Here is a 24058-nt window from a genome sequence, read left to right as displayed (position 1 = left end):
AATTACTTAATAAATAATGACTTAGATTGTTATTTTTATGTGATTTCGATGGGTTATTTATCAATAACATCCTGGTTTTGATGTGATTGGTGGATAAAAGTGTGGTTGATTTTAGTAAGTGATGGGCATGGATTTAGTATTTAATACTGTTTTAGAGGCGCTTCTGTCAGAAAGGGAGAGCTTTAATCAGATCTGGTTTGCAGGCGATAAAGTCACGCCTCCCTCATGCTGTTATCAAGTTAACTTTCCCCGTTTAGAGTTAGTGATTAGCGGTGAATATCTAAATCAGATTGAAGATCCAGACATTGGCATTACGGAAGTTAAAATCATGGCGGGTGATGCGCTCTATATCCCACCAAACTGCTGGAATAAACCCGTTTGGAGTGAAGATTGCTCAGTGCTTAGTTTACTTTTTGGTCGCAGACAAGTGGGCTTTAGCTTAGTGAGTAAGCGCAAGGGTGAAGAGGGTTTCTATGATGTGCAAAAATACAGTATTCAGACTCGAACTGGTCATGCGATTGATAATATTTTAGAAGCACTAAATGCCCTTGCTCGTGAACCGAATAAAAACCAGATTGATGAGTATCTGCTTTTGGCATTACTCAGTTACAGTAAATCGATGTTAGGTGAACCAAATGAGGTGATTTCACCGAAAAAGCGCAGTGAAGATCTTTATCAAGGAATATGTATTTATATCCAAGAAAACTTCCATCGTAGTATTGATAGAAATAATATCGCCAGTCGTTTTAATATTTCGCCTAACCATTTATCACGAATGTTTAGACAACAGGGGCATATGACACTAGCTGATTACATCACTTGGGTTCGTATTGAGCGTGCGAAATTCATGCTCAAGAAATATACCTTCCGTTTAACTGAAGTGGCTACGCGTTGTGGTTTTCAAGACGTGAATTATTTTTATCGAGTATTTAAAAAGAAAACCAGTTATACCCCGTCAGATTATCGAACAATGGTGAAGTAAAGGGAGAGTAAGATATTTTTTGAGTGGGAATAATAAATGCATTTAACAGATTGTGAATAGAAGTTTTAGGTGTATACTCCTTTCCTTTTTTATAATCAACAGAATGAAAAAAGTAATCCTATTTATTACTGGAATAGTCATAGTATTCAGTGCCATTGTCTTTATTGTTAGTGATTTGTATCTCAATCGCGATAGCGATGTTAATGCTACGGATTACGAGCAACAGTTATTATCTCTTACTAAAAATTGTGAGCTTTTAGAGTGTGGTATTATTAATGATTTTAATCGTCTTGATAAAAACGAATATCAAAATAATATAGATGATATAGCTGAAAGTATTCGACCTATTATTTACTATCCTAACGGCCCAAAAATTGGTACAGCAATTTTAAATATTGCGTTGCAAGATGGGAAGCTAAATGAAAATTCTCAATTATTGGTTTTAGATAAAATAGCTACGTTACGATATACAGATAATGATCTCTATGGAATGATAGATCCATCATTAAAGTATATAGAAATTGCTCATAAGAGCGGGGATGAATTTAAAATTGCTACTGGAGAATTCAGTTTAGCATTAATTATCACTTATTTTAAAGGTTATGAATTTGCTAATGATATAATTAACTCTATTCAATATAAAGATACATCAGATGAATGGAAAAAATTAAAAACAAGAGCAATGTTAAGCTTAGCTGAAAATAATTTAGCGATCAATAAACCTAAAATCGCGTTGGAGATTATTAAAAATATAGAACAATATAAGACAGCATATAATGAAGAAGATTGGCGTGATTATTATGTTTATCTATTATCTTTGAGAGCTGAATCCTACGATGAGATCGGCTTAATTGAAAAAGCAAATCAGTGTTTAACGCTTGCTCAATTAGAATTAGAAAAAGATCAAAAGATCTTGTTGCTAGATAAAAATATCTTAATAGAAGTCATTAGATTTAAATTAGCATTGAAAAATAGAAATTATTTATTAATTGAAAATAAAAAAGAAGAACTATTAAAAATAGCAGATAGAACTAATCAAATAAGATTCACAAAATTAGTGTATTCGACACTTTTTGATTATTACCTTCAAACAAATAATTTATATGAGTCTTATGATTTAAATAAAAGATATAATAAACTACATGATGAAAGATTGAGTGCCAGTTATCAGCTTTTAATCTCAAACAAATTAAAGATAAATGAAAATAGCAAATTAAATGAAGGGCGCCAACAATCTTTATTTTTTTTAAAAATAGCATTTATAATATTGCTTGTTATCTCGTTGCTATTATTAATGATGATATTTAAAATAAAGTATTTAAATATTGAAACGTATACAGATCCTTTAACTCGCTCTTTCAATAGAAGGAAGTTTATGATCGATTACGAAGGTATTGAAAAAAAGGATCATGCTTTTTTAATCCTAGATATTGATGATTTTAAAAAAATTAATGATAGTTTTGGTCATGAGATTGGAGATGAGGTTTTAAAAAAAGTAGCAAGTGAGATTGCACTAATACTTGGAAATAATCACCAGAGCTACCGGATTGGTGGTGAGGAATTTGTAGTTCTCTTTATTTTTATGGATCCTCAAGCTTGTATTAAGTTGTCCGAAGATATTCGTAAGTGTGTTGAGATGCTACGATGGGATTATGATTTGAAAGTAACAATTAGTGGAGGGTTGAGTTTTTCAGACAAAGAAAAGAATACGTATAAATCAGCCGATGAATTGCTTTATAACGCAAAACGCACAACAAAAAATATCATTTTAAACGATAGTAAATATTAATTTATTACCAAATTAACCCACTGATTTAGCCGCTAATTCGAGTTAGCGGCTTTTTTATATTGTCTAATTGTTACTGTCATCACACTTTGATTTTGTGGGTACAAAAATCCAGTAAATGCTTTAAATGTCAACTTACCACATGCCGCTTTAATTCATATTATTCCCTCATCAACTTAATGCAGTTTGAATTAAGTAATAATTATTATTAAGGGAAATATCATGATCACCACACTAGTAAATACCAATTTAATTAAACTTAATTTAGAAGCGACAACGAAAGATGGCGTGTTTTCTGAGTTAGCTGACATGTTATTAAAAGATAACCGTATCAATAACAAAGAAAACTTTTTAGCGGGTATTTATGAACGTGAAGCACAGTGTGTGACTTCAGATATGGGTATTGCCTATCCTCACTCGAAAAATGCGGCGGTTATTGAACCAGCTATTGCGATTGGCGTATCAAAAACGTCGATTGAATACGGTGCTGATGATGATCAACCAACGGTATTCTTCATGATTGCCTCACCAGAAAGCGGCGATCATCATATTTATGCACTACAAGCGTTATTTGAAAAATTCGGTGATGACCTAATTGCAGATATGCAAAAAGCGACGACCGAGCAAGACATTCTAGATTTACTGATTAACTAACTTTTTAGTATTACTCACTTTAGGATTACTTTTATGTCAACGATGACTGCAACAACTCAACCATCTGGTGATTGGAAACAAACACTGTCGAAATTAAAAGGACACTTGTTGTTCGGTACTTCCCACATGCTTCCTTTTGTCGTTGCTGGTGGGGTGTTATTAGCACTTGCTGTAATGGCTACAGGAAAAGGTGCAGTTCCTGATACGGGTATTCTAGCGGATATTTCTACTATCGCGATTAAGGGGCTTGTACTTTTCCCAATCATTTTGGGTGGCTTTATTGGTTACTCAATTGCGGACAAACCTGCACTAGCGCCAGCATTTATTGCATCAGGCATTATGGCTGATTTAGGTGGTGGTTTCCTTGGTTGTATCGTTGCAGGCTTTATTGCTGGTGGTGTGGTACTTCAACTTAAGAAGCTTCCTATTCCTGCGCATCTAAGTGCATTAGGGGTTTACTTTATTTACCCTCTCGTTGGTACACTAGTTTCTGCTGGTATCGTAATGTGGGGCCTAGGTGCTGCTATCTCTTCATTCATGATTGCAATGAACGAATTCTTAGCATCAATGGCAGGTTCTTCTAAAGCGGTTCTTGGTGCAATACTTGGTGGTATGACGGCGTTTGATATGGGTGGTCCAATCAACAAAGTAGCAACGCTGTTCGCTCAAACACAAGTAAATACACAACCATGGTTAATGGGTGGTGTTGGTATCGCGATTTGTACTCCACCACTAGGTATGGCGCTTGCAACTTTCTTATTTAAGAAGAAATTCTCTAAAGAAGAGCAAGAAGCAGGTAAAGCAGCAGCAATCATGGGTTCAATTGGTATCTCTGAAGGCGCTATCCCATTTGCAGCAAATGACCCAATGCGTGTGCTTCCATCTATCGTGATCGGCGGTATGGTTGGCTGTGTATTTGGTTTCATGACTGACGTATTACTTCATGCACCTTGGGGCGGCTTAATTACAGCACCTGTCTCTAGCAACATCCCTATGTATGTTGTGGGTATTGCGCTTGGTTCACTAACAACAGCACTTATCGTTGGCTTCTGGAAACCCGTGGTTGTAGAAGATGAAACAGTAGTAGCACCTGTACAAGCTCAAGCAGCACCAGTTGCTGGTGAAGGTGAGTACGATGTTCTAGCGGTTACATGTTGTCCTTCAGGTGTAGCACACACATTCATGGCAGCAAAAGCACTAGAAAAAGCAGGTGCGGCTGCTGGTATCAAGATTAAAGTTGAAACTCAAGGCTCTAACGGTCTGGTGAATAAACTGACAGCAAAAGATGTAGCCAACGCTAAGTTCATCATTCTTGCTCATGATATTCCAGTAAAAGAATCTGACCGCTTTGCAAACATTCGTCAAGTTGAATGCTCTACGAAAGAAGCGATGAAAAATGCATTAACGCTTCTTCAAGGTTAATAACAAAAAGCAGAAGAGATTAACTATCTTTTTTGAATAAAAAATCCCTAATCAAAAGCCTCTTGATCCCCCAAGAGGCTTTTTTTGTTTAGAGTATTTTTACTACTACATAAATAAGCGTAATTTTGTGGTGTTAGTTCAAATTTTTAATCATGCAAATAACCAATTAATTTAAACTGAAATATATTTCGTCCGAATTTAACTTAACTGTTTGGACTGTATGAAAAAAACATATATTGCCTGCTTAATTTCTACCGTGTTGACGAGTGGATCTGTGTTTGCGGCTCAAAATAATACCGAGATTAATTATTTCAATCAAAAAGACCTTGGATCAGATACACAAGGTAACCTTCTTGGTAGCGTGAGTTTAGCGCAGAGTTTAACACTGCCAACGACGAATAAAATTCCAGATGATCGCCACCCGCATTTAGTATCATTACGTAAAACATTGGTTATTTTCGAACCATTGGCGAATGAAGTTGAATTGAATGAATCGATAACGGTTATTGCAAAAAATGCACAAGGTGAAACTGTACACCAAGCAGTAATGCAATTACCAACACAACAACCAGCAATTGCAAGCCAACTGGATTTTGAGGTAGATACGACTCAACCAGAACAATTTGAGCGTCATCTTACGCATTACAATGAGATATCATTGATTGCAAATGAAGAAGGTCAACCTGCTTTTAGAGAGCTATTAAGCAAGCATGATACTATTCATGTTGAGTTAAGAGATCATCACTGGGTGAAGCACTTTACCTTGCCTGAAGGGGAAGCATTTACTGATAAATTGGTGACATTCTCTTCTCACGCAGGTTACAACTCATATATTCAATACTCGACTGGCAATGATACGCTAAGCCAAGGAACATCACTGACATACCATAATGTCGATGGCAAATGGTATGGTAAAGGCGACATGGACATCCAAAAGGTTGCTTATAGCGATAAAGCGTACACAGTAGCACTTCCTGCTGAAGTTATGCAGCCGGGCTTAACCTTAACATTCTCTACCAATGAAGGCCAAGAAGGCCTATTAACGGATATTAAACTTGGTGCAAATACTAACTTTATTATCAATGCCGTTGATATCGGTTTATTAACTGAGCCCCGCAATGCGTTTTCATTCGCAAAAGAGCGTGAATTACAGCGTCAATATTTCCAAAATATCCAAGTAAGTAAACTCACGGTAAACCCGTATGAGTCTATTCACTTCCCTGAAATCATGCTACCAGATGGCCGCTTACTGCAAGATTACGATCCAAGTAAAGCGGATGATTACGGCAGTGATTCACATTACCGCGTTGCTCGTGAGCTAGTGTCTGCAGGCATTAACAGTGCAAACTATGGTGTTAACTCATCTAATGTGCGTAGTGCTGCCGCTTGGAATATTGATAATCCATACCATGCTGTTCAAGTGACGGTAAATATGTCTGTGGGCAAGTATTCTGGTGGTTTAATTAACCATGGATTGTTAGGTTCTTACGTGGGTGTTGCATCGGTTGCTAACTCAACAGGTAACGAATTTAGCCATGAAGTGGGTCATGAATTTGGCGTTGGCGCTCACTACCCAGGCGGCTTTAACGGTGCAGTGCATAATCGTTCAACAGAGCGTAACTCTGCATGGGGATGGGATGCAAATAAGAACCTATTCATACCGAACTTCACACGAGAAGTTAACAATCAAAGCATGTGTGCTGAAGGTAGGTGTGCAGAACCATTTGCAGGTCACATGTTTGGTAAGGGCACCATGTCTGGTGGTTGGCCATTATATCCTGCGCAAAATGCATACACGCTTTTAGCGCCTTATGAATCAAGTGTGTTCCAAGATGCGATGGAATCAAAAGCAAACTTTGATCTAAATTCATCAACTGGCTACAGTAAATGGGATCATGAAACACAAAGCATGGCACCATGGACATATAGTGTGAATGATGATCTTGGTCGTCTGTTAACGACTATCTCTGATGCCGATTCATTGCATGAGTTTGGAGCAGAAGATACTAAGCTTCAAGAGCTTTATGCAACGTACAACCTAATCCATTTCAATATGGGTAATGGTCACTGGGCAAGAGATATTCATCTGACTAACGATATTGCCTTTGAAGGTAAGATCGCGGTTGTTGAATCGTGGGCAGGATGGACCGCTTATTTACACCTAAATGGCACAACGATTTCATTACCAACGGGCAGTAAGTTTGCCTACCAATACACTAATGGTGAATGGGTTGAGATTGAAAACGATGTTCTAAATAAGAAAGTCGAACTAACACCATCGAAACAAGGCGTAGCGGTAACAACACTTGTGGGTTACTACGATCCTGAAAACACATTGCCAAGCTACATTTACCCTGCACTGCACGGTGCGTATGGATCTGTGTATGAAGATAACTTCAGTCCTTCTTCTTGTCAGTTAGAAGTGATGACACAAGAAGCGGGAGTGAAAACGTATAATCTGCATAACCGTCGTTTAATGGCTGGTAAGATGAACCGCTTCCACGTTAACGTTGAAACCGCATTAAAACCATATCAAGCGAATGTAGTGTGTAATGACGAAACATTAGATAGCATTGAACTGGCAGCGCCAAAAGCACCACTAAAAGTAAGTATTATTACTACTGAAGCAGGTTTTGCACCTGAGATTATCGGTGCCGATAATGTGGTTCTTGCTCAAGGTACTGAGTTTGAGCCATTAACAGGTGTAAAAGCGACCGATGACTATGATGGTGATGTGACATCATCGATCATCGTTGAGGGTGTTGTTGATACCAATACGGCGGGTCGTTATACCTTAACTTATAAAGCGTATGATAATGCAGGCAGTGAATCAGTTGTCACTCGCCAGATTGATGTACAAAGTGAAAAACCAGTATTTACGGGCGTTAATGATCTAACGATTGATGCAGGTACAGCGTTTGATCCAATGTCAGGTGTGTCAGCAACCGATGCAGAAGATGGTGATATTTCATCTAAAATCCAAGTATCAGGAAGCGTAGACGTTCATACTGCAGGTATCTACACATTGACTTACCGTGTTATTGATAGTGCGAGTCAAACCGTGGCCGCTATCCGTAACATCACGGTAGTTGCAGAAGTGGAAAATTGTGAAGATGCATGGACAATGAACGGAACGTATGTTGCTGGTGATCTTGTTTCTCACAATGGCGCAGTATGGCAAGCGGGGTGGTGGACAAAAGGTGAAGAACCTGGCACAACAGGTGAATGGGGCGTTTGGAAAAAAGTCTCAGACAGCGGTTGTTCAGTTGATAAGCCTGTAACACCAGATCCAGAACCAACGCCACCACCATCAGGTGAGCACCCACTTTATCAAGCAGGAACAAGCTATAAAGAAGGCGACATCGTAATGGGTAAAGATGAGCAATTATACCAATGTAAGCCATGGCCTAACTCTGGTTGGTGTTCAAATCCTAACTACGAGCCTGCAGTGAGCGTATTCTGGCAAGACGCATGGAATAAATTATAATTTTAATTAAATTATTTAGTTAAAAGATAATCATTGAAAATGCCACTTATCTAAAGGTAAGTGGCATTTTTTAAACTACGGTCAATAACTGATCGGAAATTATTAATTATTTACCAGTTTTTTCATTCGTAGACCAATAAACATACCTAATCATGATAATGAAAACTCAGGATTATCAAGTAGGAAAAGAAGTATAAACCAATAGTAACAGAGAGCAATCCACACAAGATTACCATACCACGACTAGGAAGATACTTATGAGTAAACCCAAAAATCATGAGGTCTTCTGGTGGGTTAATATTTTTATCTCAGATTTTTTGGCTTGAGAGTATCTATACTGAAAATAGTACTTGTAGAAACAAGCTAAAAGCCTAAAATTATTATCATTTTTGAAATAACCTAAGAAATTAAGGATGGCTACGTGTTAGAGCATCATATTCGTAACTATATTGCAGGAAAATTAAGCTCGTTAGGTATAAATAGTGACCCTTACGGGTTAGAGCTGACAGGTATTTTTGTGCTTGTTGTTATTGGCGTTGCGCTTATTGGTTATTTAATCACTCGTCATATTATTGTTCGAACGATAAGTAATGTTCTTCAGCTGACCAATATCCCTTTATTAGAAGGGTTTACAAAATATAAAGTATTTGAAAAATTAACCTTACTAGTACCGATTACAATTTTAAATTTACTCTTTCCCCTTGCACTTGGTCATTACACTGTTATTTCGACGATAGCCGATAAAATATTAAGTATTTCAATTTTAGTTGTTTTTATCTCCATGCTGTTTGCACTGCTTGATGCGCTTAATGATATGGCTACAGCAAAAGGCATTACCCGTCGAATGCCAATTAAGAGCTTCGTTCAGCTGATTAAGTTATTTGCTTACTTTATCGGTATCGTTGTATCCATATCTATCCTTGCTAATGAATCACCAGTGATATTTTTGAGCGGGCTAGGGGTTGCAACGGGTTTTGTGCTGCTGGTATTTAAAGATACTATTTTAGGTTTTGTGGCTGGTATTCAACTTTCAGCTAATAAAATGATCAGTTTAAATGATTGGATTGAAATGGATGCTTATAAGGCTAATGGTAGCGTTGAGGAGATTTCATTAACGACAGTCAAAGTACGAAATTTTGATAATACGGTGAGTATGCTGCCTGCTTATGCATTAGTGCAAAATGCTTTTGTTAACTGGCAAGGAATGTCTGATTCAGGCGGTAGACGTATTAAGCGTTCAGTTAATATTGATGTGAACTCTATTCGTTTTATGACAGATGAAGAGATTGAATCACTTAAGAGTATTCGAATTTTACGCGAGTATTTATTTGAAAAAGCCAAAGAAATAAATACATTTAATGAAGAATTAGATGATATTCCTCAGGCTGGTAACATTCGACAAATGACGAACGTAGGTATTTTCCGCGCTTATTTAGCCGCTTACTTACGGACTAATAAAGATATTCATTCTTATATGATGTTCATGGTGCGTCAGCTAGAACCAACCCCTGAGGGTTTACCATTACAAATCTATGCGTTTACCAACAATACGGATTGGGTTTTTTATGAAGGAGTACAAGCGGATATCTTCGATCATATTTATTCCATTATGCCATTGTTTGATTTACGCCCTTACCAAGCATTGAGTGGTCATGATGCTGCAATGATTGGTAAATCTAAGGGATAGAGTGCGACATAGCTGAGGTGGTGATAATCATTGCCTCAGTTCATAACTAGAATTATTTAGATTTCAGATACAAAAAAGCCCCAGCATTTCTGCTAGGGCTTAGAATGTGGTGGAGGGATAGGGATTTGAACCCTAGAACCGCTATTAACGGTTGCCGGTTTTCAAGACCGGTGCTTTCGACCACTCAGCCATCCCTCCGATGCCGCGTATAATAGGGGGTACGGCTTTTCTTGTAAACCCCTAATTGTATTTAAATTGGTTGTTTGTTCCTTTATTGCTCGATTCTTCTTGTTTTTATATGTTTTGTTCGAATTTGCTTTCATTTCATTAGCTAAAAAAACATCAATAAAACATGTTGATACATCTGTTAAACAAAATATATCGTGTGTATATCAAGTGCTTTCATATACATTTTATTTTCTATTCGATCTTTTGTTAACGATTTCATCTACTTGTGTTTTAAACGTGTTTATCTTTATTTTAATTGTTGGCCGCTTGGGTCCTTTATGTGCTAAAGCTACAAATCACATTGAACTATAGCCTTGCTGGCTTTTTTGTCTTTAATAAGGCGTAGAAAAAATTAAAATGATGATGACTTCTAATAGGGATAATGACAATGGTTTGCTACAATCGGCGAAAATTATCGTATTTAAAGGTTCATCATGTCATTTGCGTCATTAGGGTTAACGGAACAGTTACTCAATACTGTTTCAGAATTGGGTTTTAAAGAGGCAACACCAATTCAAGAACAAGCGATTCCTCTCGTATTACAAGGACATGATGTACTTGCCGGAGCGCAAACCGGAACAGGAAAAACCGCCGCTTTTGGTTTACCGCTGATCCAACGTTTAATTGAAAATCCGATTCATCGTACTCAAAACTCAAAAGTTATTGGTAGTTTAATCTTAACGCCGACACGTGAATTGGCGCAGCAAGTATTCGATAGCTTGGTTAGTTACACCAAAGACACCGACATTAAAGTGGTTGTTGCTTATGGCGGCACGAGCATTAATGTTCAGAAAGACAATTTAGTCGGTGGCGCTGATATTTTAGTCGCGACTCCTGGACGACTATTGGATCTTTTGCATATTAATACCATCACGCTAAACCAAGCGGGCTATTTAGTCTTAGATGAAGCAGACCGCATGCTAGACATGGGTTTTATTCCTGACATTAAAAAGATCTTACGCAAAATGCCTGCTGAGCACCAAACGCTATTTTTCTCAGCAACCTTCAGCAAAAAAGTCAGAGAAATCGCTTACTATATGCTGCATAAACCAAAAGAAGTGCAAGTTACGCCAACAAACAGTACCGCTGATACGGTAGAACAGATGGTTTATCCTGTCGATCAGCATCGTAAAAGTGAGCTATTAGCATACTTGATTGGTTCTCGTAACTGGCAACAAGTACTTGTGTTTACAAAAACAAAACAAGGCTCTGATGAGTTAGTTAAAGAGCTAAAAAAAGATGGTATTAAAGCTGCCTCTATTAATGGTGACAAGAGTCAAGGTGCTCGTTTACGTGCGCTAGAAGAGTTTAAAACAGGTAAAGTTCGTGCGTTAATTGCAACGGATATTGCGGCTCGTGGTTTGGATATCGAGCAATTAGAATGCGTGATTAACTATGAATTACCATTCAAAGCCGAAGATTATGTTCACCGTATCGGACGTACTGGCCGAGCAGGATGCACAGGTAAAGCTATTTCATTAATGAGTTCAAATGAAGAGTATTTATTGCAAGCGATTGAAAGCCTGCTTGACACTCGTTTACCGCAAGAATGGTTAAAAGGATACGAACCTGATCCAAATGCTCGAGTAGTAAAAGAAGACCATTCACGTCAAAGTCGTGGTCGTTCTGCGGATAAAAGAAAAATGAAAGCAAAAATGAAAATTCATTCAAATCGCGGAAAGTTTAAAAAATAGCCATGTCGTTATTTTGAATAAATGTATAAATACCCCGTAATTATTTACATGATAATTACGGGGTATTTTTTTATTTGATACTTGTTTTTTGTTCTTTATTTATGCATATTTGAGTAATATTTGTACTGCAAGAACGGTTAAAATGAGAGATAAGTCAAATTTAAAGTGAATATTCTTATATTCAGGCTATATCGAACTGTTTGTAAAACTGTGTAAAATTGAGTTGAAACTATAAATATGAGGCGTATGATTCCGAAAAAAACTGAAGCCACTTTTGGGTTGTTTTCCTTCAGTTCTGGAGAATTTATGACGCAAAGAGCACTTTCTGTACTTTGCCTGCTATTTTTATCTTACTCATCTTCTTTATTCGCTGAATCTTTTACGCTACCCATTTGGAAAGAGGAAGCGGAAGCACGAGGCTATGATTTACCTGAAGCATTTGGATTAAATATTAGCTATATGAAACAAACTCAGGATATCTCTGTAGATAGTATTGGGTTTGATGGTTCGATACCTGCTTTATTTCCTTGGAATCCACCTCACCAGATCGGTGATATTGTCGATATACAATCGGTTGGCAATGGCACACAAATGAGTGAAGTACTGACATTACGAGGGGATATGTGGCTTTTTCCCTTTTTAAATTTATACGGCATTGTTGGTTCTCTTAAAGGTTATTCAGAAACTGATATTAAAATAAGTCTTAAAGGCCCAAAAGGAAATCTACCATTAGGTAGAACATCATTTCGTTTGGACTTAAATGGCACACTCTATGGCGCAGGCTTTGTTCTTGCTGGTGGCTATAAAGACGTATTTACTCTAGTTGATGCGAGTTATACAAAAACCGATTTAAATGTCATTGATGGTGCGATCAGCTCTATTGTTATTTCTCCGCGAATTGGTTATGACTTTACGCGTTTAGGAGCACCACTACGCTTGTGGGTAGGGGCAATGTATCAAGATGTAGAGCAATCATTGTCGGGTAATTTAGATAATGTAGGCTTAGGCGCACTGTCTAAATATATTGACAATGGTCGATTTCATGTTGAACAGCACCTTGTTACACCGTGGAATCCATTATTAGGAATGCAATATAAGATCCATGACCGTTTATATCTTTTAGGTGAAGCGGGTTTTGGTGATCGTAAAAGCCTTTTCTTAACCGTTGATATGCGATTTTAAATCATGAAGCTATTAAGCGCATCGACAGCAGTGTTATTAAGCTGCTGCACATTTTCACTCTCTGCAAAAGAGGGGCACAAAGCTGGGTTGATACTTTTTTAGAGGAGCTTGGCTCATCAGAAGATATTGATGTCAGTAAAGGGATTGACTGGGCTGTGCTTCCAGGGCCTTTTGCTAATCCTGAGCAAGGCTTTGGTATCGGTGTTGCTGCTGTTGGCCTTTATTCCCCATTGGAGACTCCAGATAGCGCCCCCTTATCTACTATTAGTATTACGGGTTATGGGTCAACGTCTGGATCTTATGGGATTGGTGTTAATAACCGAACTTATTTTGAAAATGATGATTTACGTTTATTGGTTCAAGCAAAAGCAAGTCATACCCCTGAATACTATTGGGTATCGGTAAACAGGCTGCGGAATTTGACAGTAATAAGACCCTCGTTGAAGCACAAATCTTAGGCTTTACTCCAAAAGTAGCGTATCAATTTTTACCTAATACCTATTTTCTTTTTGGTGCTGATATAGAGAGTTATCGTAAGCTTTCGTCAGATACTGAGGTATTAACACCGAGAGATCTGGAAAATACTTTTTTAAGTGCAGCGACGGTTAGTGTTGAATATGACAGTCGTGATTTTGAACTAAACGCCTATGCAGGAATGTTATTCAGTATTAACTGGAATGCCTATCGTACTGAATTTGGTTCAGATTTTGATTTTGATGAAGTGACGCTTAACTATCGGCAATACTACAAAATGACGTCTGATACGGTTTTTGCTTGGGAAGTCTATGCACAAGACGTTCAAGGTGATATTCCTTGGTTTGCGCTGTCAGCGTTAGGCAGTGATAAACGAATGAGAGGTTATTACTCAGGGCAGTATCGAGATAATAGCCAATTGTCTTCTCAAGTGGAGCTTCGCCATCAGTTTAATCTACGGCATGGAATGGTTGCATGGGTTGGTGGTGGCAATGTTGCTGACAGTCATCAAGAATTACTTCATAGCCAATGGCTGCCCACTTATGGTATCGGTTATCGGTTTGCTTTCAAGCCAAGAGTTAATGTACGGCTGGATTATGGTTTAGGAAAAAACAGTCAAGCTGTCTACTTTCAAATAAATGAAGCGTTCTAAAAGAGGTACATATGAATAAAAAAAATCTATTCATGGTGGTGAGTAGCCTAATTTTTGGCTGCTCATTTTCTGTTTTCGCTGATGCACCTGTTGGTGTAAGACCGTGTTGTGCATTTGGGACTAATTTACAAACCGAAGTAGGGGGGATCCCTATTCCTTTTCTCTCTGTTGAAAATGTATTGAATATCGATAATCTCGGTGAGCATATATACAATGATGGCAGTCAAAGTGTCGCAAGAAGTTTGATGGGTTTTGGTGATGAAAGTAATGGCATTTTTTATTCTGAAAAAGGTGGCTTCTTAGATTCTGCCCATATTCGAGATACTGCCGACTTTACTTATTATCTCTATGGAGAGTTTTATACTCATCTAGGGACAGAGCATCAGGTTATACTGTCACCAGAATTGAAAGAGCGTGTTGTTCAATTGCATGTTAGCTCAGAAGTTTACTCAGAAGCTGAGCGTCAGAAAATCAGTACTGAATTGGCAGCCTTAACCGCTTATCGATTTGCTCAGTGGCATGAGATAGCGCAGTGGTTTGGAATGGAATCGGTTGGCGGCTTTAAAGAGTATGCTTCTGCTTTTTCACCAGAAGATCTGTATTCAAATATGTTAGGAGCATTGCTTGCGAGTGATGTTATTACTGCCAATCCACAATTAAATAAGAAAGATTTTTCTAAGGCGATGACTAAAGCAATAGAAGCCAAGTTTATTGAATTAGGCGTCGGAACTAAGGAAGAGTCAAAAGCACAGATCAAGAAAATGGATGGTGTGTGGTGGGATAGCTCTAAACGCTTACCAAATAAGTGGGTCGTGATTTATAGAGAATATCACCTAGGAACTGATTTAGAACCAAATGGCTTTAAAGATGAGGTAAAAGAGAGTGTTTCAACTGAATATGAAGCTTTGGCTACATTCAAACTTATGCCAAATGAAAATGATAAAAATTTTACCGCGCTGCCTGATAGGTTAAAAAATAAACCTTATTGGACACCGAATGATTTCCAGGCAATTTCTGATTTTGCTAAAGCGCAAGACGACAAAGAATTACTAAAACTAAAATAGTGATGTACTAAAACTATTGTAAATAAAAAGCCCCGAGTAGGAACGTTATGATTACCGTTTTATTCGGGGCTTTTTATATATTACAAATTATGCTTTTCTATTTTCTATTTTCTATTTTCTATTTTCTATTTTCTATTTTCTATTTTCTACTTTTGGCACAGTTGCGTATTTTTCAGACCTAAACCCTTTTAGCAGGCTTACACACATTCTTTATTTTATGTGATTGATTAATGGTCAAGGTATAGATAGTTTTGCCAAGACTTCATGCGGATTAATACTTTTCGCATGATAGATACGTGTTCAAAACTATCAGAATAAACAGAAATTTCAGCATTAGAACCTGCAGGTAAATGAAATTCAGAAACATCATCAGTCAACTTTAATTTAACTAAAGCTCTACCGTTAGTTCGAATAGCATTAGTCCCTAATAAAGCACCAGAAGCTTGAATTTGGCCTTCACCAATAGCAGGAATTACGTCGACCACTTCACCTTCAAATACTCGACCTGGGATTGCTCGGAATAAAAACTCAGCTTTAAAGCCTTTTTGTAAACGTTGCAGAGAGTTTTGACGAAACGCACCGACAAAGTATTGATCTTCTGTATGAACAAAAGTCATTACAGGACGTAAAGGAATAGGAACTGCCATCATCCCCGGACGAAGTGCCATTTGTGTGACATAGCCATCTGTTGGTGCTCTAACAATGGTTTCATCTAGATTAAACTGTGCCTGTTCTAATTCTGCACGCATACGAGCAACGGTTGTATTCTCTCCATTTATCTCAGATTCTAAAGCCAGTTTCGCTTGTTGTTCTTGAGCTTGGACGGATTCTACAGTTGCTTCAGTCGCTTTATAAGTTTGCTTTCTTGTATCTAATTGTTGAGCAGTAAAAGCACCTTTTTTATAGCCTTTTTCGTAACGTTTAAATTCACGATACGCTTTATCTTTCTCTGCGATAGCTTTAATGGTATTCGCTTGCGCTGATTTATAGATAGACTCCAATTGTAAAGCGGCTTGTTCTGCCTCACTTAGCGCAGCTTGTTTACGAATGACTTCTGCTTGAAATGGGATGTCATCAATTTTAAATAATACATCACCAGCAGCAACCGGTTGGTTAGGGATCACATTAACTTCAATGACCTTACCCTTAACACTTGGAACAATTGGTGTAGTTACATAAAACTGACCACCAAATTGAGTGAAAGGGTGGTTGTAGTTCATTAATAAAACCAGTGTACCAACAAGCACAACGCCACCTAAGCCAGCGGTAGGTACTGTCCATTTGTTTAATGGGATCTTAAATATTTTGAAGATAGCAATACACAATGCGGTGTAAGTAAGAATAAGCAATAAATCCATTATATTTGCTCCTCTTGAGATGCTTGACGAGGTGATGCTTTAGATTGATTCACTTCTAGTTGCGACAGTTTTTCAGTTAATAGCTCAACTTGATCATTAAGATGATTAACGCGAGTTTGCAGTTCTAATTGGTTGTTTTCAATTTTATGGAAGCCCCAACCACGATCCTCACGCCATAACGTTGCCCAAATCCATAAGAACGGCCATAAGACATGAAGCGTAAATAAACTGACCCAGCCTGCAATGTGTATTGCATCTGAATGAGGATGGTCTCGTTTATGTGCTATCTCATAAGGAATATCATGAATAACAATAATGCCGTAAAAAATAACTAGAGCAACAAAAACGAGTAACCCAAGAGCAAAATAATCTAAAAACATAAACGGATCCTTGTTTACCTATAAAATTAACAAAACACATACCTATTAATAACTTGAGTGTCGCATTGCTGTCATTGATATGCAAGTGGGTTGTTATTTTGATATAAAAAAACCGACATAAATGAGATGTCGGTTTTTTAATCTTATTAATTTAGAGGCTGACGCAGTTACGGCCACCATCCTTAGCTCGATATAAGGCAACATCTGAAGCCTTAATAACGTCTTGAGGCTTATTGAATTCAGAATTATCTGCAACCCCAATGCTGATGGTAACATTAACGACTTTGGTTTTGTTTACCTTACCTCGTTTTGCTTGTCCTTCTTTTGCGTCTTTAGGTCGCGTGGTGTTATCTCTGATAATTAAATCATAATCCGCAATGTCTTCTCGTAATTCTTCTAGATATTCAAGACTCTGCTCAGCTGTTTTACCTTTAAATAAGACGGTAAATTCCTCACCACCATAACGGTATACTTTCGCGTTACCGCCGGTTTGTGCCATGATACTTGCGACCAATTTAAGCACATCATCACCCGTATCATGACCGTAAGTATCGTTAAACTTTTTGAAATGGTCGACATCAAGCATTGCAATTGTGTAACGGCGACCGAGATGTTTCATTTCGGATTCTAGTGCTCGACGCCCCGGGATCCCCGTTAATTGATCGATAAATGCAAGTTCATGACTGGCAGAAATGATGTATAACAAAAGAAGCAGACCGGCGATTGAAAACATAGTGCTTGAAATAAAATCAATGCTGAATAAAGCAAATGTTAATGATGAGTATAGTAAGCAGGTATAAGATGCTAAATCGGTATTGTTATTGCGTGTAAGAACAAAAATGGCAGAAAGCCCACACATAACTAAACTATAAAGAACAATAACAATTGGTAACGGAGACACTTCAGGAATATTAAGTAAGTAGGTTTCCCAAATTTCAGTCATGTCGTTATCGGCAAAGTGTGAGACGATGATCCAGCACCAAAAAAACATAAATAGAAGAATGCCTAGGTAGCCTGCGCCATATTTAGAAAATATACGGCGTTCAGGAAAGATAAATGTCGTCATCATTGAAATAGGTAGCAAGAAGGCTGTTAGCGTAAATTCAATGCGAGTTGTCCCATAAGACAATGGAACTTGAAGGCGTTCTTGGATAATCCAATAAGCAATTGCCATGGTAATTGCGATCATACCAACACGGCCCTGGTTGAAAGGTTGGCTCAAAAGCAATACAATTGACAGCACGATGTAGGGTAATATGTATGAGAATCCTTGGTTTTCAGAGGATAAATGGATAATTCCATCCATACCTGTTATCACGGAAACAACGATGATAATAGGCAATAGCAGTTTAAATAATGGATGACTCAAAAGGTTAAATGACATTGGTTTATAGCTAACCCTAATTAATCTAAAAAAGAAAGAGTTTGTCACTGAATTGATAGGACAAGACGTTATTCTATCAATAACATAACTCTATTCATATGCTTGCACTGTAACTTAATGCATTTAATAACAATAAGGCACCTATTTATATGGAATCAAATATTCACAATTACATGGAAGTGTTGGTAAAAAAACGTTTTTTTGAGTTAGATTTTCACCAGGTATACAGCCAAGATCAAATTACTGATATGACATGTATTAGTTTAAATCAGCTTCCAACATTATACATTCGTCATAGCTTAGACATGTTAGCGGCAACACCTCAAAAAAAATTAATGCAATATAATGAAATGGTTGCTGCTGCGGTAGAAAACGCGGAGAAAATGGTCGCGAATGATCGCAGAGAGCGTAAGGATGATTTTGAAGATATTGTTGTATATACGGCCAAAGATCGATTTGAATTAGAGGATGAAGAGATCCCTTTTTCAGGGAAGATTAATTTAGAGTAAAAAAAGCCTGTGCCGCTAATACGGTACAGGCTTTTTATTAGGATGCTTACTTATGCATCCGTTTTTTCAGTGTGTTCAGGTTCTACTTGTTCAGCAATAGGCGCTTCTGGAGCAGGGAAGGCTTGTACTGGTTTAGCCACCATATTACGCGTATCTTCTTTTACTTCAGCAAGAACAACAGTCAGATGGTCACCAAGCTTGAAGGTTTCATGCTTATCAATAGAGATTGAACCTTGCTCAGCACTGCATTCAATACGCTCTTTGTTATCGACAATGAGTGACCCTGGAATGAAGGCGGCAGCCCCATTTTCAATTAATCGTACACGCATACCTGCACGGTTAATATCAAAGATCTCTGCGGTAAACTCAGTAGCTTGCTCAACATTTGAAGCAAGAGTACGGCAATATAGCCAATCACTTACATTTCTTTCTGCCATACGGTGGTAGCGACGGCTTAGTGCAAGCTCTTCACCAACGATATCATCAGGGCGTTGTACTGGTTCTTTGCCTAAGATGTGCGCTTTCAACATACGGTGGTTAATCATATCGCTGTATTTACGAATAGGAGAGGTCCATGTTGCGTAAATATCTAAACCCATTGCGTAGTGTGGTAATGGTACGTTGCCTGTTTCACTGTACGTTTGGAATTTACGAATGCGGGCATCAAGGTATGATGTAGGTTGAGTTCCAAGAAGGCGACGTAGTTCACTAAAACCTTCTAGCGTTGCTATATGCTCTTCTGTGAATTCAGCGTCATCTAATTGATTTACAATGTCAGTCACGTCTTTTAATTTATCTGACTTAATACCTGCATGAGAGTTAAACACACCCATATTGAAGGTATTACGCAGCGTTTTTCCAGCACAGATATTTGCCGTTACCATTGCTTCTTCAACTAGCTTGTTTGCACAGCGGCGCATATCAGCATGAATGGCAACAACATCATTGTCTGCATCTAGTTCAAAACGATAATCAGGACGATCTGGGAAGATCACAGCATGAGTTTGGCGCCATAAGGTACGAGCTTGTGCAAATTCGTGAAGCTCCGTAACCACTTGAGCAATGGTTTCTGTTGGCTGCCACTTATCACACGAGCCTGTTTCTAAGAAATCAGACACATTGTCGTAAGCTAAACGTGCATGAGATTTCATTGTCGCAGCAAAGAAATTAATAGATTCTTCATCAATCGTGCCATTAGCAGCAACGTTTACTGTACAACAAATAGCTGGACGTTCTTTATTTTCGATAAGTGAACATAATTGGTCACTTAAATCACGAGGTAGCATTGGAATGTTGCGGCCTGGTAAGTAGATAGTATAACCACGTTTACGCGCGACTTGATCCATGCTGTCATCTGGGGTGATGTAGGCCGTCGGATCGGCAATTGCAATCGTGAGTTCAAAAGAACCGTCAGCTTGCTTTTTAATGTATAACGCATCGTCCATATCTTTAGTCGATTCACCATCAATAGTTACAAATGGCGTTTCTGTCATGTCAATACGAACGAGATCAGCATCATCTTTGATTTCCCAGTTGTCGATACCTTCAGGCTCAGAGTTTGGTAAATCGTTTTGCGCAAGCGTTACCCACCATGGTGCGATTTTGTCGTTGCTATCGGTGATTTTATGAGTGACTTCGCATAAGAAGCTTTGATCGCCTTTTAAAGGGTGTTGCGTAAGCTCTGCTACAACCCAGTCACCTTCTTTTAAGGTTTCTGGGTTTACACCTTTACGAGCTTTCGCTTTGATAGCATTTTTTAGGCTAGGGTGATCGGGCATAACTTGAAGACGTTTTTTGAACATTTCAATGCGGCCGATAAATCGTGTAATTGATTGCTCAACGAGTTGTTCTGGTTCGGCTTGCTCTTTATCGTTTTCAGAGCGGATCAATGCCACTACTTTGTCACCATGCATTACTTTCTTCATTTGTGCAGGTGGAATAAAGATACTTTTCTTTTTATCATCGGACTCTAAAAAGCCAAAACCGCGGTCGGTTGCTTTTACTGTCCCTTCTTTTTTAGGGAGTTTTTCTTGTATCTGCTGCTTTAGTTGAGCGAGTAGTGGGTTATCTTGAAACATAAGCCTTCATACATATAATAGAGAAATAACGCGCTAACTTTACTATTGCCCTTAATTGATTACTAGAAAAGACGGATTAAATTTTAAGAAAAGGATGTTTAACGTACAAAAAACTGCCTAAACGAAGAAAGTTGAGTTAAATTTGTGAAGTTGCTCAATTTTTTCTGGTAATTCTTGACGTATTGAGGCATTATCCGCACCCTGAGTTAATCATCTTCTATATTTTAAATAGAAGTTGATAAACCGTCCTGTCCCGAGTGCTTGTGTGTGTGTATGGAACTTGCTGAGCAAATGGGACCGTTTTTATATGTTAATTATTGGGATCCCAATGTCAGAAACTATTACTGAATTCCGCCAACTGGCTTTAGACGAAACTATCTTATCTGCACTTGACGAAATGGGCTTTATTGCACCTACGCCAATTCAAGCTGAGTCTATTCCTCTTTTGTTAGCTGGTCGTGATGCACTTGGTAAAGCTCAAACAGGTACTGGTAAAACAGCTGCTTTCTCTTTGCCTCTTTTAAACAAAATTAACCTTAAGCAACATAACCCACAAGCAATCATCATGGCTCCTACGCGTGAACTTGCTATTCAGGTTGCTGCTGAAGTTAAGAACCTTGGTCGTAACATCAAGGGACTTAAAGTTTTAGAGATCTACGGTGGTGCTTCTATCGTTGATCAAATGCGTGCTCTAAGCCGCGGTGCTCATATCATCGTTGGTACGCCTGGCCGTGTTAAAGATTTACTTAACCGTGACCGTTTAAACCTAAGCGAAGTTCATACTTTCATCCTTGATGAAGCTGATGAAATGCTAAAAATGGGTTTTGTTGATGATGTAACTTGGATTCTTGAAAAAGCACCAGATACAGCTCAACGTATCCTATTCTCAGCAACTATGCCTCCAATGGTTAAAACAATTGTTGACCGTTACCTACGTAATCCTGCTCGTGTTGATGTTGCTGGTACTAACCACACCGTTGACAAAGTAGCTCAAAATTTCTGGATCGTTAAAGGCGTAGAAAAAGACGAAGCAATGTCTCGTCTTCTTGAAACTGAAGAAACTGACGCGTCAATCGTATTCGTTCGTACTCGTCAAGATACCGAGCGTCTAGCTGATTGGTTAAGCGCACGTGGCTTTAAAGCTGCTGCTCTTCACGGTGATATTCCTCAGTCTCTACGTGAACGTACTGTTGATCACATCAAAACTGGTGTTATTGATATCCTAGTTGCAACTGACGTTGTTGCACGTGGTCTTGATGTTCCACGTATTACTCACGTATTCAACTACGATATCCCATTTGATGTTGAGTCTTACATCCACCGTATCGGCCGTACTGGTCGTGCTGGACGTAAAGGTAAAGCGATTCTATTAGTTCGCACAAACCAAATCCGTATGCTACGTACGATTGAGCGTGTAACTAAATCAACAATGGAAGAGATTGAACTTCCACATCGCGATCAAGTTGCAGAAGCTCGTCTAGCGGTTCTAGGAGCTGAATTAGCAGCAGACAAAGAATTCGTTGCACTAGAAGCATTTGCTGACTTAATCACTAAGCTTCAAGAGACTCTAGAAGTTGATGCAGCAACAATTGCAGCAATGCTTCTTAAGCGTCAACAAGGTAAGCGTCCTTTATTCTATAAAGGTCCAGACCCAATGATCGCAGCAATGGAACGTGCTAAACGTCGTCCAGAGCGTAGTGATCGTGGTGACCGTGGTGAGCGTCGTGATCGTGGCGACCGTCCAGAACGTGGTGAACGTCGTCAATACAACAACGCTGATTTCGATACGTACCAACTAGAAGTAGGTCGTGAGCAAGGCGTTCAAGTTAAAGACATCGTAGGTGCTTTAGCTAACGAACTTGGTTTCACTAAAGGTGCTATCGGTGCAATCAAACTTGCTCCTGGTCACACATACGTACAGTTACCTAAGAAAATGTCTCCAGACGTTGCAAGTAAGCTTAAGCAACTACGTATTCGTCAAAACGAAGTGAAGGCAGTTGTTGTTGAAGGTGTAGACCTAACAATTGAACGTCGTCCTCGTACAGGCGGTGGTGCTGGTCGTGATGAAAACCGTGGTGGTAACGGTAACGGCCGTGGTGGTTACCGTGGTAATCGTGAAGGCGGTAACCGTGAAGGCGGAAACCGTGGTGGCGAACGTCGTTTTGACCGCAACAAAGGTGGTGATCACCGTGGCAGTCACCGTGGCGAGCGTGCTCCAGGTGCAAGCCGTGCTCCACGCACACCTCGTAACGAAGACTAATCAATAGATTATTGATAATAAAAACCGAGCTCAAGTAGCTCGGTTTTTTTATGTCTGTTATTTGGATGTGCATTTATTTATTTCCGTTTTTATTGAATAGTGGTATTTTCTGCAAATCACAATATGGATAATATCGATTGTGGTGACTATTATTTTATTAGTTAATGGATAACTATGATGAACAATGACATTCGACTACGCGCACTTGAACAGACTGATTTACGTTTTATCCATCAGTTGAATAACAACCGATCGATAATGTCATATTGGTTTGAAGAACCTTACGAGTCTTACTATGAGCTTGAGGATTTATTTCGTAAGCACATTCATGACAGTACAGAGCGCCGTTTTATTGCAGAAAATAATGATCAACAGTCTATTGGTTTAGTTGAATTGGTTGAAATTAATAGCATTCATCGCAGTGCTGAGTTTCAAATTATTATTGCTCCTGATTTTCAAGGCAATGGCTATGCACAAGGCTTAATTCATCGAGCTTTAAATTACGCATTTACAATATTGAACTTGCATAAGGTTTATCTACACGTTGCTGTAAATAATGATAAAGCGATTCATCTTTATGAAAAATGTGGTTTTGCTGAAGAAGGACATTTAGTTCAAGAGATTTTTGTTAATGGGGAATATTGCGATATTAAACGTATGTATATTCTTCAAGATCATTATTTAAAAAGCCGAAAATAATAGTGATGTAAATTTTAAATACATAAAGGGGGCTTCTACTTTAAGAAGCCCCCTTTATTACTCATTGGGTTGTTATTT

At 38.4% G+C, this 24058-nt stretch carries 18 protein-coding genes and 1 tRNA gene; 14 read left to right on the top strand and 5 right to left on the bottom strand.

All coding sequences use genetic code 11. From position 1 onward, the window contains the following. Positions 1-127 precede the first annotated feature (127 nt). From PVK62_RS00450 to PVK62_RS00425, 6 genes are all read left to right on the top strand, one after another. Entirely contained in the window at positions 128-982 is an 855-nt protein-coding gene (locus PVK62_RS00450) for a helix-turn-helix transcriptional regulator (protein ID WP_274442638.1), read from the top strand. Between the two features lie 103 nt (positions 983-1085). Then, positions 1086-2771 carry a GGDEF domain-containing protein gene (locus PVK62_RS00445; RefSeq protein WP_274442637.1) on the top strand — a complete coding sequence of 562 codons (1686 nt, stop codon included), beginning with the start codon at positions 1086-1088 and terminating at the stop codon, positions 2769-2771. A 219-nt stretch (positions 2772-2990) separates the two neighbouring features. Then, complete coding sequence (locus PVK62_RS00440; protein ID WP_274442636.1) at positions 2991-3422, top strand: PTS sugar transporter subunit IIA; 432 nt, start codon at positions 2991-2993, stop codon at positions 3420-3422. A 33-nt stretch (positions 3423-3455) separates the two neighbouring features. Continuing rightward, positions 3456-4844, top strand: a complete 1389-nt coding sequence (locus PVK62_RS00435) for a fructose-specific PTS transporter subunit EIIC (RefSeq protein WP_274442635.1) — start codon at positions 3456-3458, stop codon at positions 4842-4844. A 220-nt stretch (positions 4845-5064) separates the two neighbouring features. Beyond that, positions 5065-8331, top strand: coding sequence for a M66 family metalloprotease (locus PVK62_RS00430; protein ID WP_274442634.1), 3267 nt, complete (start codon positions 5065-5067; stop codon positions 8329-8331). A 421-nt stretch (positions 8332-8752) separates the two neighbouring features. Next, complete coding sequence (locus PVK62_RS00425) at positions 8753-10018, top strand: mechanosensitive ion channel family protein (RefSeq protein ID WP_274442633.1); 1266 nt, start codon at positions 8753-8755, stop codon at positions 10016-10018. Between the two features lie 107 nt (positions 10019-10125). On the opposite strand, the gene PVK62_RS00420 is transcribed toward PVK62_RS00425, so the two are convergent. Further along, positions 10126-10216: transfer RNA gene (locus PVK62_RS00420), tRNA-Ser, on the bottom strand. A gap of 464 nt (positions 10217-10680) precedes the next feature. On the opposite strand from PVK62_RS00420, the gene PVK62_RS00415 reads away from it, so the two are divergent. The 5 genes from PVK62_RS00415 (at position 10681) to PVK62_RS00395 (ending at position 15312) form a co-directional block, all read left to right on the top strand. After that, a complete protein-coding gene (locus PVK62_RS00415; RefSeq protein WP_274442632.1) occupies positions 10681-11940 on the top strand; it encodes a DEAD/DEAH box helicase in 1260 nt (419 codons plus the stop codon). 306 nt (positions 11941-12246) lie between these two features. Next, positions 12247-13122 carry a TonB-dependent receptor gene (locus tag PVK62_RS00410; RefSeq protein ID WP_274442631.1) on the top strand — a complete coding sequence of 292 codons (876 nt, stop codon included), beginning with the start codon at positions 12247-12249 and terminating at the stop codon, positions 13120-13122. A 155-nt stretch (positions 13123-13277) separates the two neighbouring features. After that, a complete protein-coding gene (locus PVK62_RS00405) occupies positions 13278-13580 on the top strand; it encodes a hypothetical protein (protein ID WP_274442630.1) in 303 nt (100 codons plus the stop codon). After that, positions 13514-14248, top strand: a complete 735-nt coding sequence (locus tag PVK62_RS00400) for a BamA/TamA family outer membrane protein (RefSeq protein WP_274442629.1) — start codon at positions 13514-13516, stop codon at positions 14246-14248. The genes PVK62_RS00405 and PVK62_RS00400 overlap by 67 nt, the downstream gene beginning before the upstream one ends. A gap of 11 nt (positions 14249-14259) precedes the next feature. Then, entirely contained in the window at positions 14260-15312 is a 1053-nt protein-coding gene (locus tag PVK62_RS00395) for a DUF4056 domain-containing protein (protein ID WP_274442628.1), read from the top strand. Positions 15313-15539: 227 nt separating this feature from the next. Here PVK62_RS00395 and PVK62_RS00390 read toward each other — a convergent pair whose 3' ends face one another. The 3 genes from PVK62_RS00390 to PVK62_RS00380 form a co-directional block, all read right to left on the bottom strand. After that, positions 15540-16670 carry an HlyD family secretion protein gene (locus PVK62_RS00390; RefSeq protein ID WP_274442627.1) on the bottom strand — a complete coding sequence of 377 codons (1131 nt, stop codon included), beginning with the start codon at positions 16668-16670 and terminating at the stop codon, positions 15540-15542. Next, complete coding sequence (locus tag PVK62_RS00385) at positions 16670-17050, bottom strand: DUF3302 domain-containing protein (RefSeq protein WP_274442626.1); 381 nt, start codon at positions 17048-17050, stop codon at positions 16670-16672. Before PVK62_RS00385 ends, PVK62_RS00390 begins: the two co-directional genes overlap by 1 nt. Before the next feature lie 151 nt (positions 17051-17201). Then, positions 17202-18434 (bottom strand): GGDEF domain-containing protein, encoded by a 1233-nt coding sequence (locus tag PVK62_RS00380; RefSeq protein ID WP_274442625.1) that lies wholly within the window; start codon positions 18432-18434, stop codon positions 17202-17204. 149 nt (positions 18435-18583) lie between these two features. On the opposite strand from PVK62_RS00380, the gene PVK62_RS00375 reads away from it, so the two are divergent. After that, the gene (locus PVK62_RS00375) at positions 18584-18943 is read left to right on the top strand and encodes a late competence development ComFB family protein (RefSeq protein WP_274442624.1); all 360 of its coding nucleotides are present in this window, start codon (positions 18584-18586) and stop codon (positions 18941-18943) included. 50 nt (positions 18944-18993) lie between these two features. Here PVK62_RS00375 and PVK62_RS00370 read toward each other — a convergent pair whose 3' ends face one another. After that, complete coding sequence (locus PVK62_RS00370; protein ID WP_274442623.1) at positions 18994-21021, bottom strand: exoribonuclease II; 2028 nt, start codon at positions 21019-21021, stop codon at positions 18994-18996. Between the two features lie 328 nt (positions 21022-21349). On the opposite strand from PVK62_RS00370, the gene PVK62_RS00365 reads away from it, so the two are divergent. Both PVK62_RS00365 and speG read left to right on the top strand, forming a co-directional pair. Next, the gene (locus tag PVK62_RS00365; RefSeq protein ID WP_274442622.1) at positions 21350-23281 is read left to right on the top strand and encodes a DEAD/DEAH box helicase; all 1932 of its coding nucleotides are present in this window, start codon (positions 21350-21352) and stop codon (positions 23279-23281) included. A 177-nt stretch (positions 23282-23458) separates the two neighbouring features. Then, complete coding sequence (gene speG, locus PVK62_RS00360) at positions 23459-23980, top strand: spermidine N1-acetyltransferase (protein ID WP_274442722.1); 522 nt, start codon at positions 23459-23461, stop codon at positions 23978-23980. Positions 23981-24058 lie beyond the last annotated feature (78 nt).

Origin of the sequence: Aliivibrio sp. S3MY1, assembly GCF_028765575.1 — a bacterium.
In the GTDB taxonomy this organism is placed as follows: Bacteria; Pseudomonadota; Gammaproteobacteria; order Enterobacterales; family Vibrionaceae; genus Aliivibrio.
Note: the sequence above shows the minus strand (reverse complement) of the source record. Positions and strands in the feature narration are given on the sequence as shown.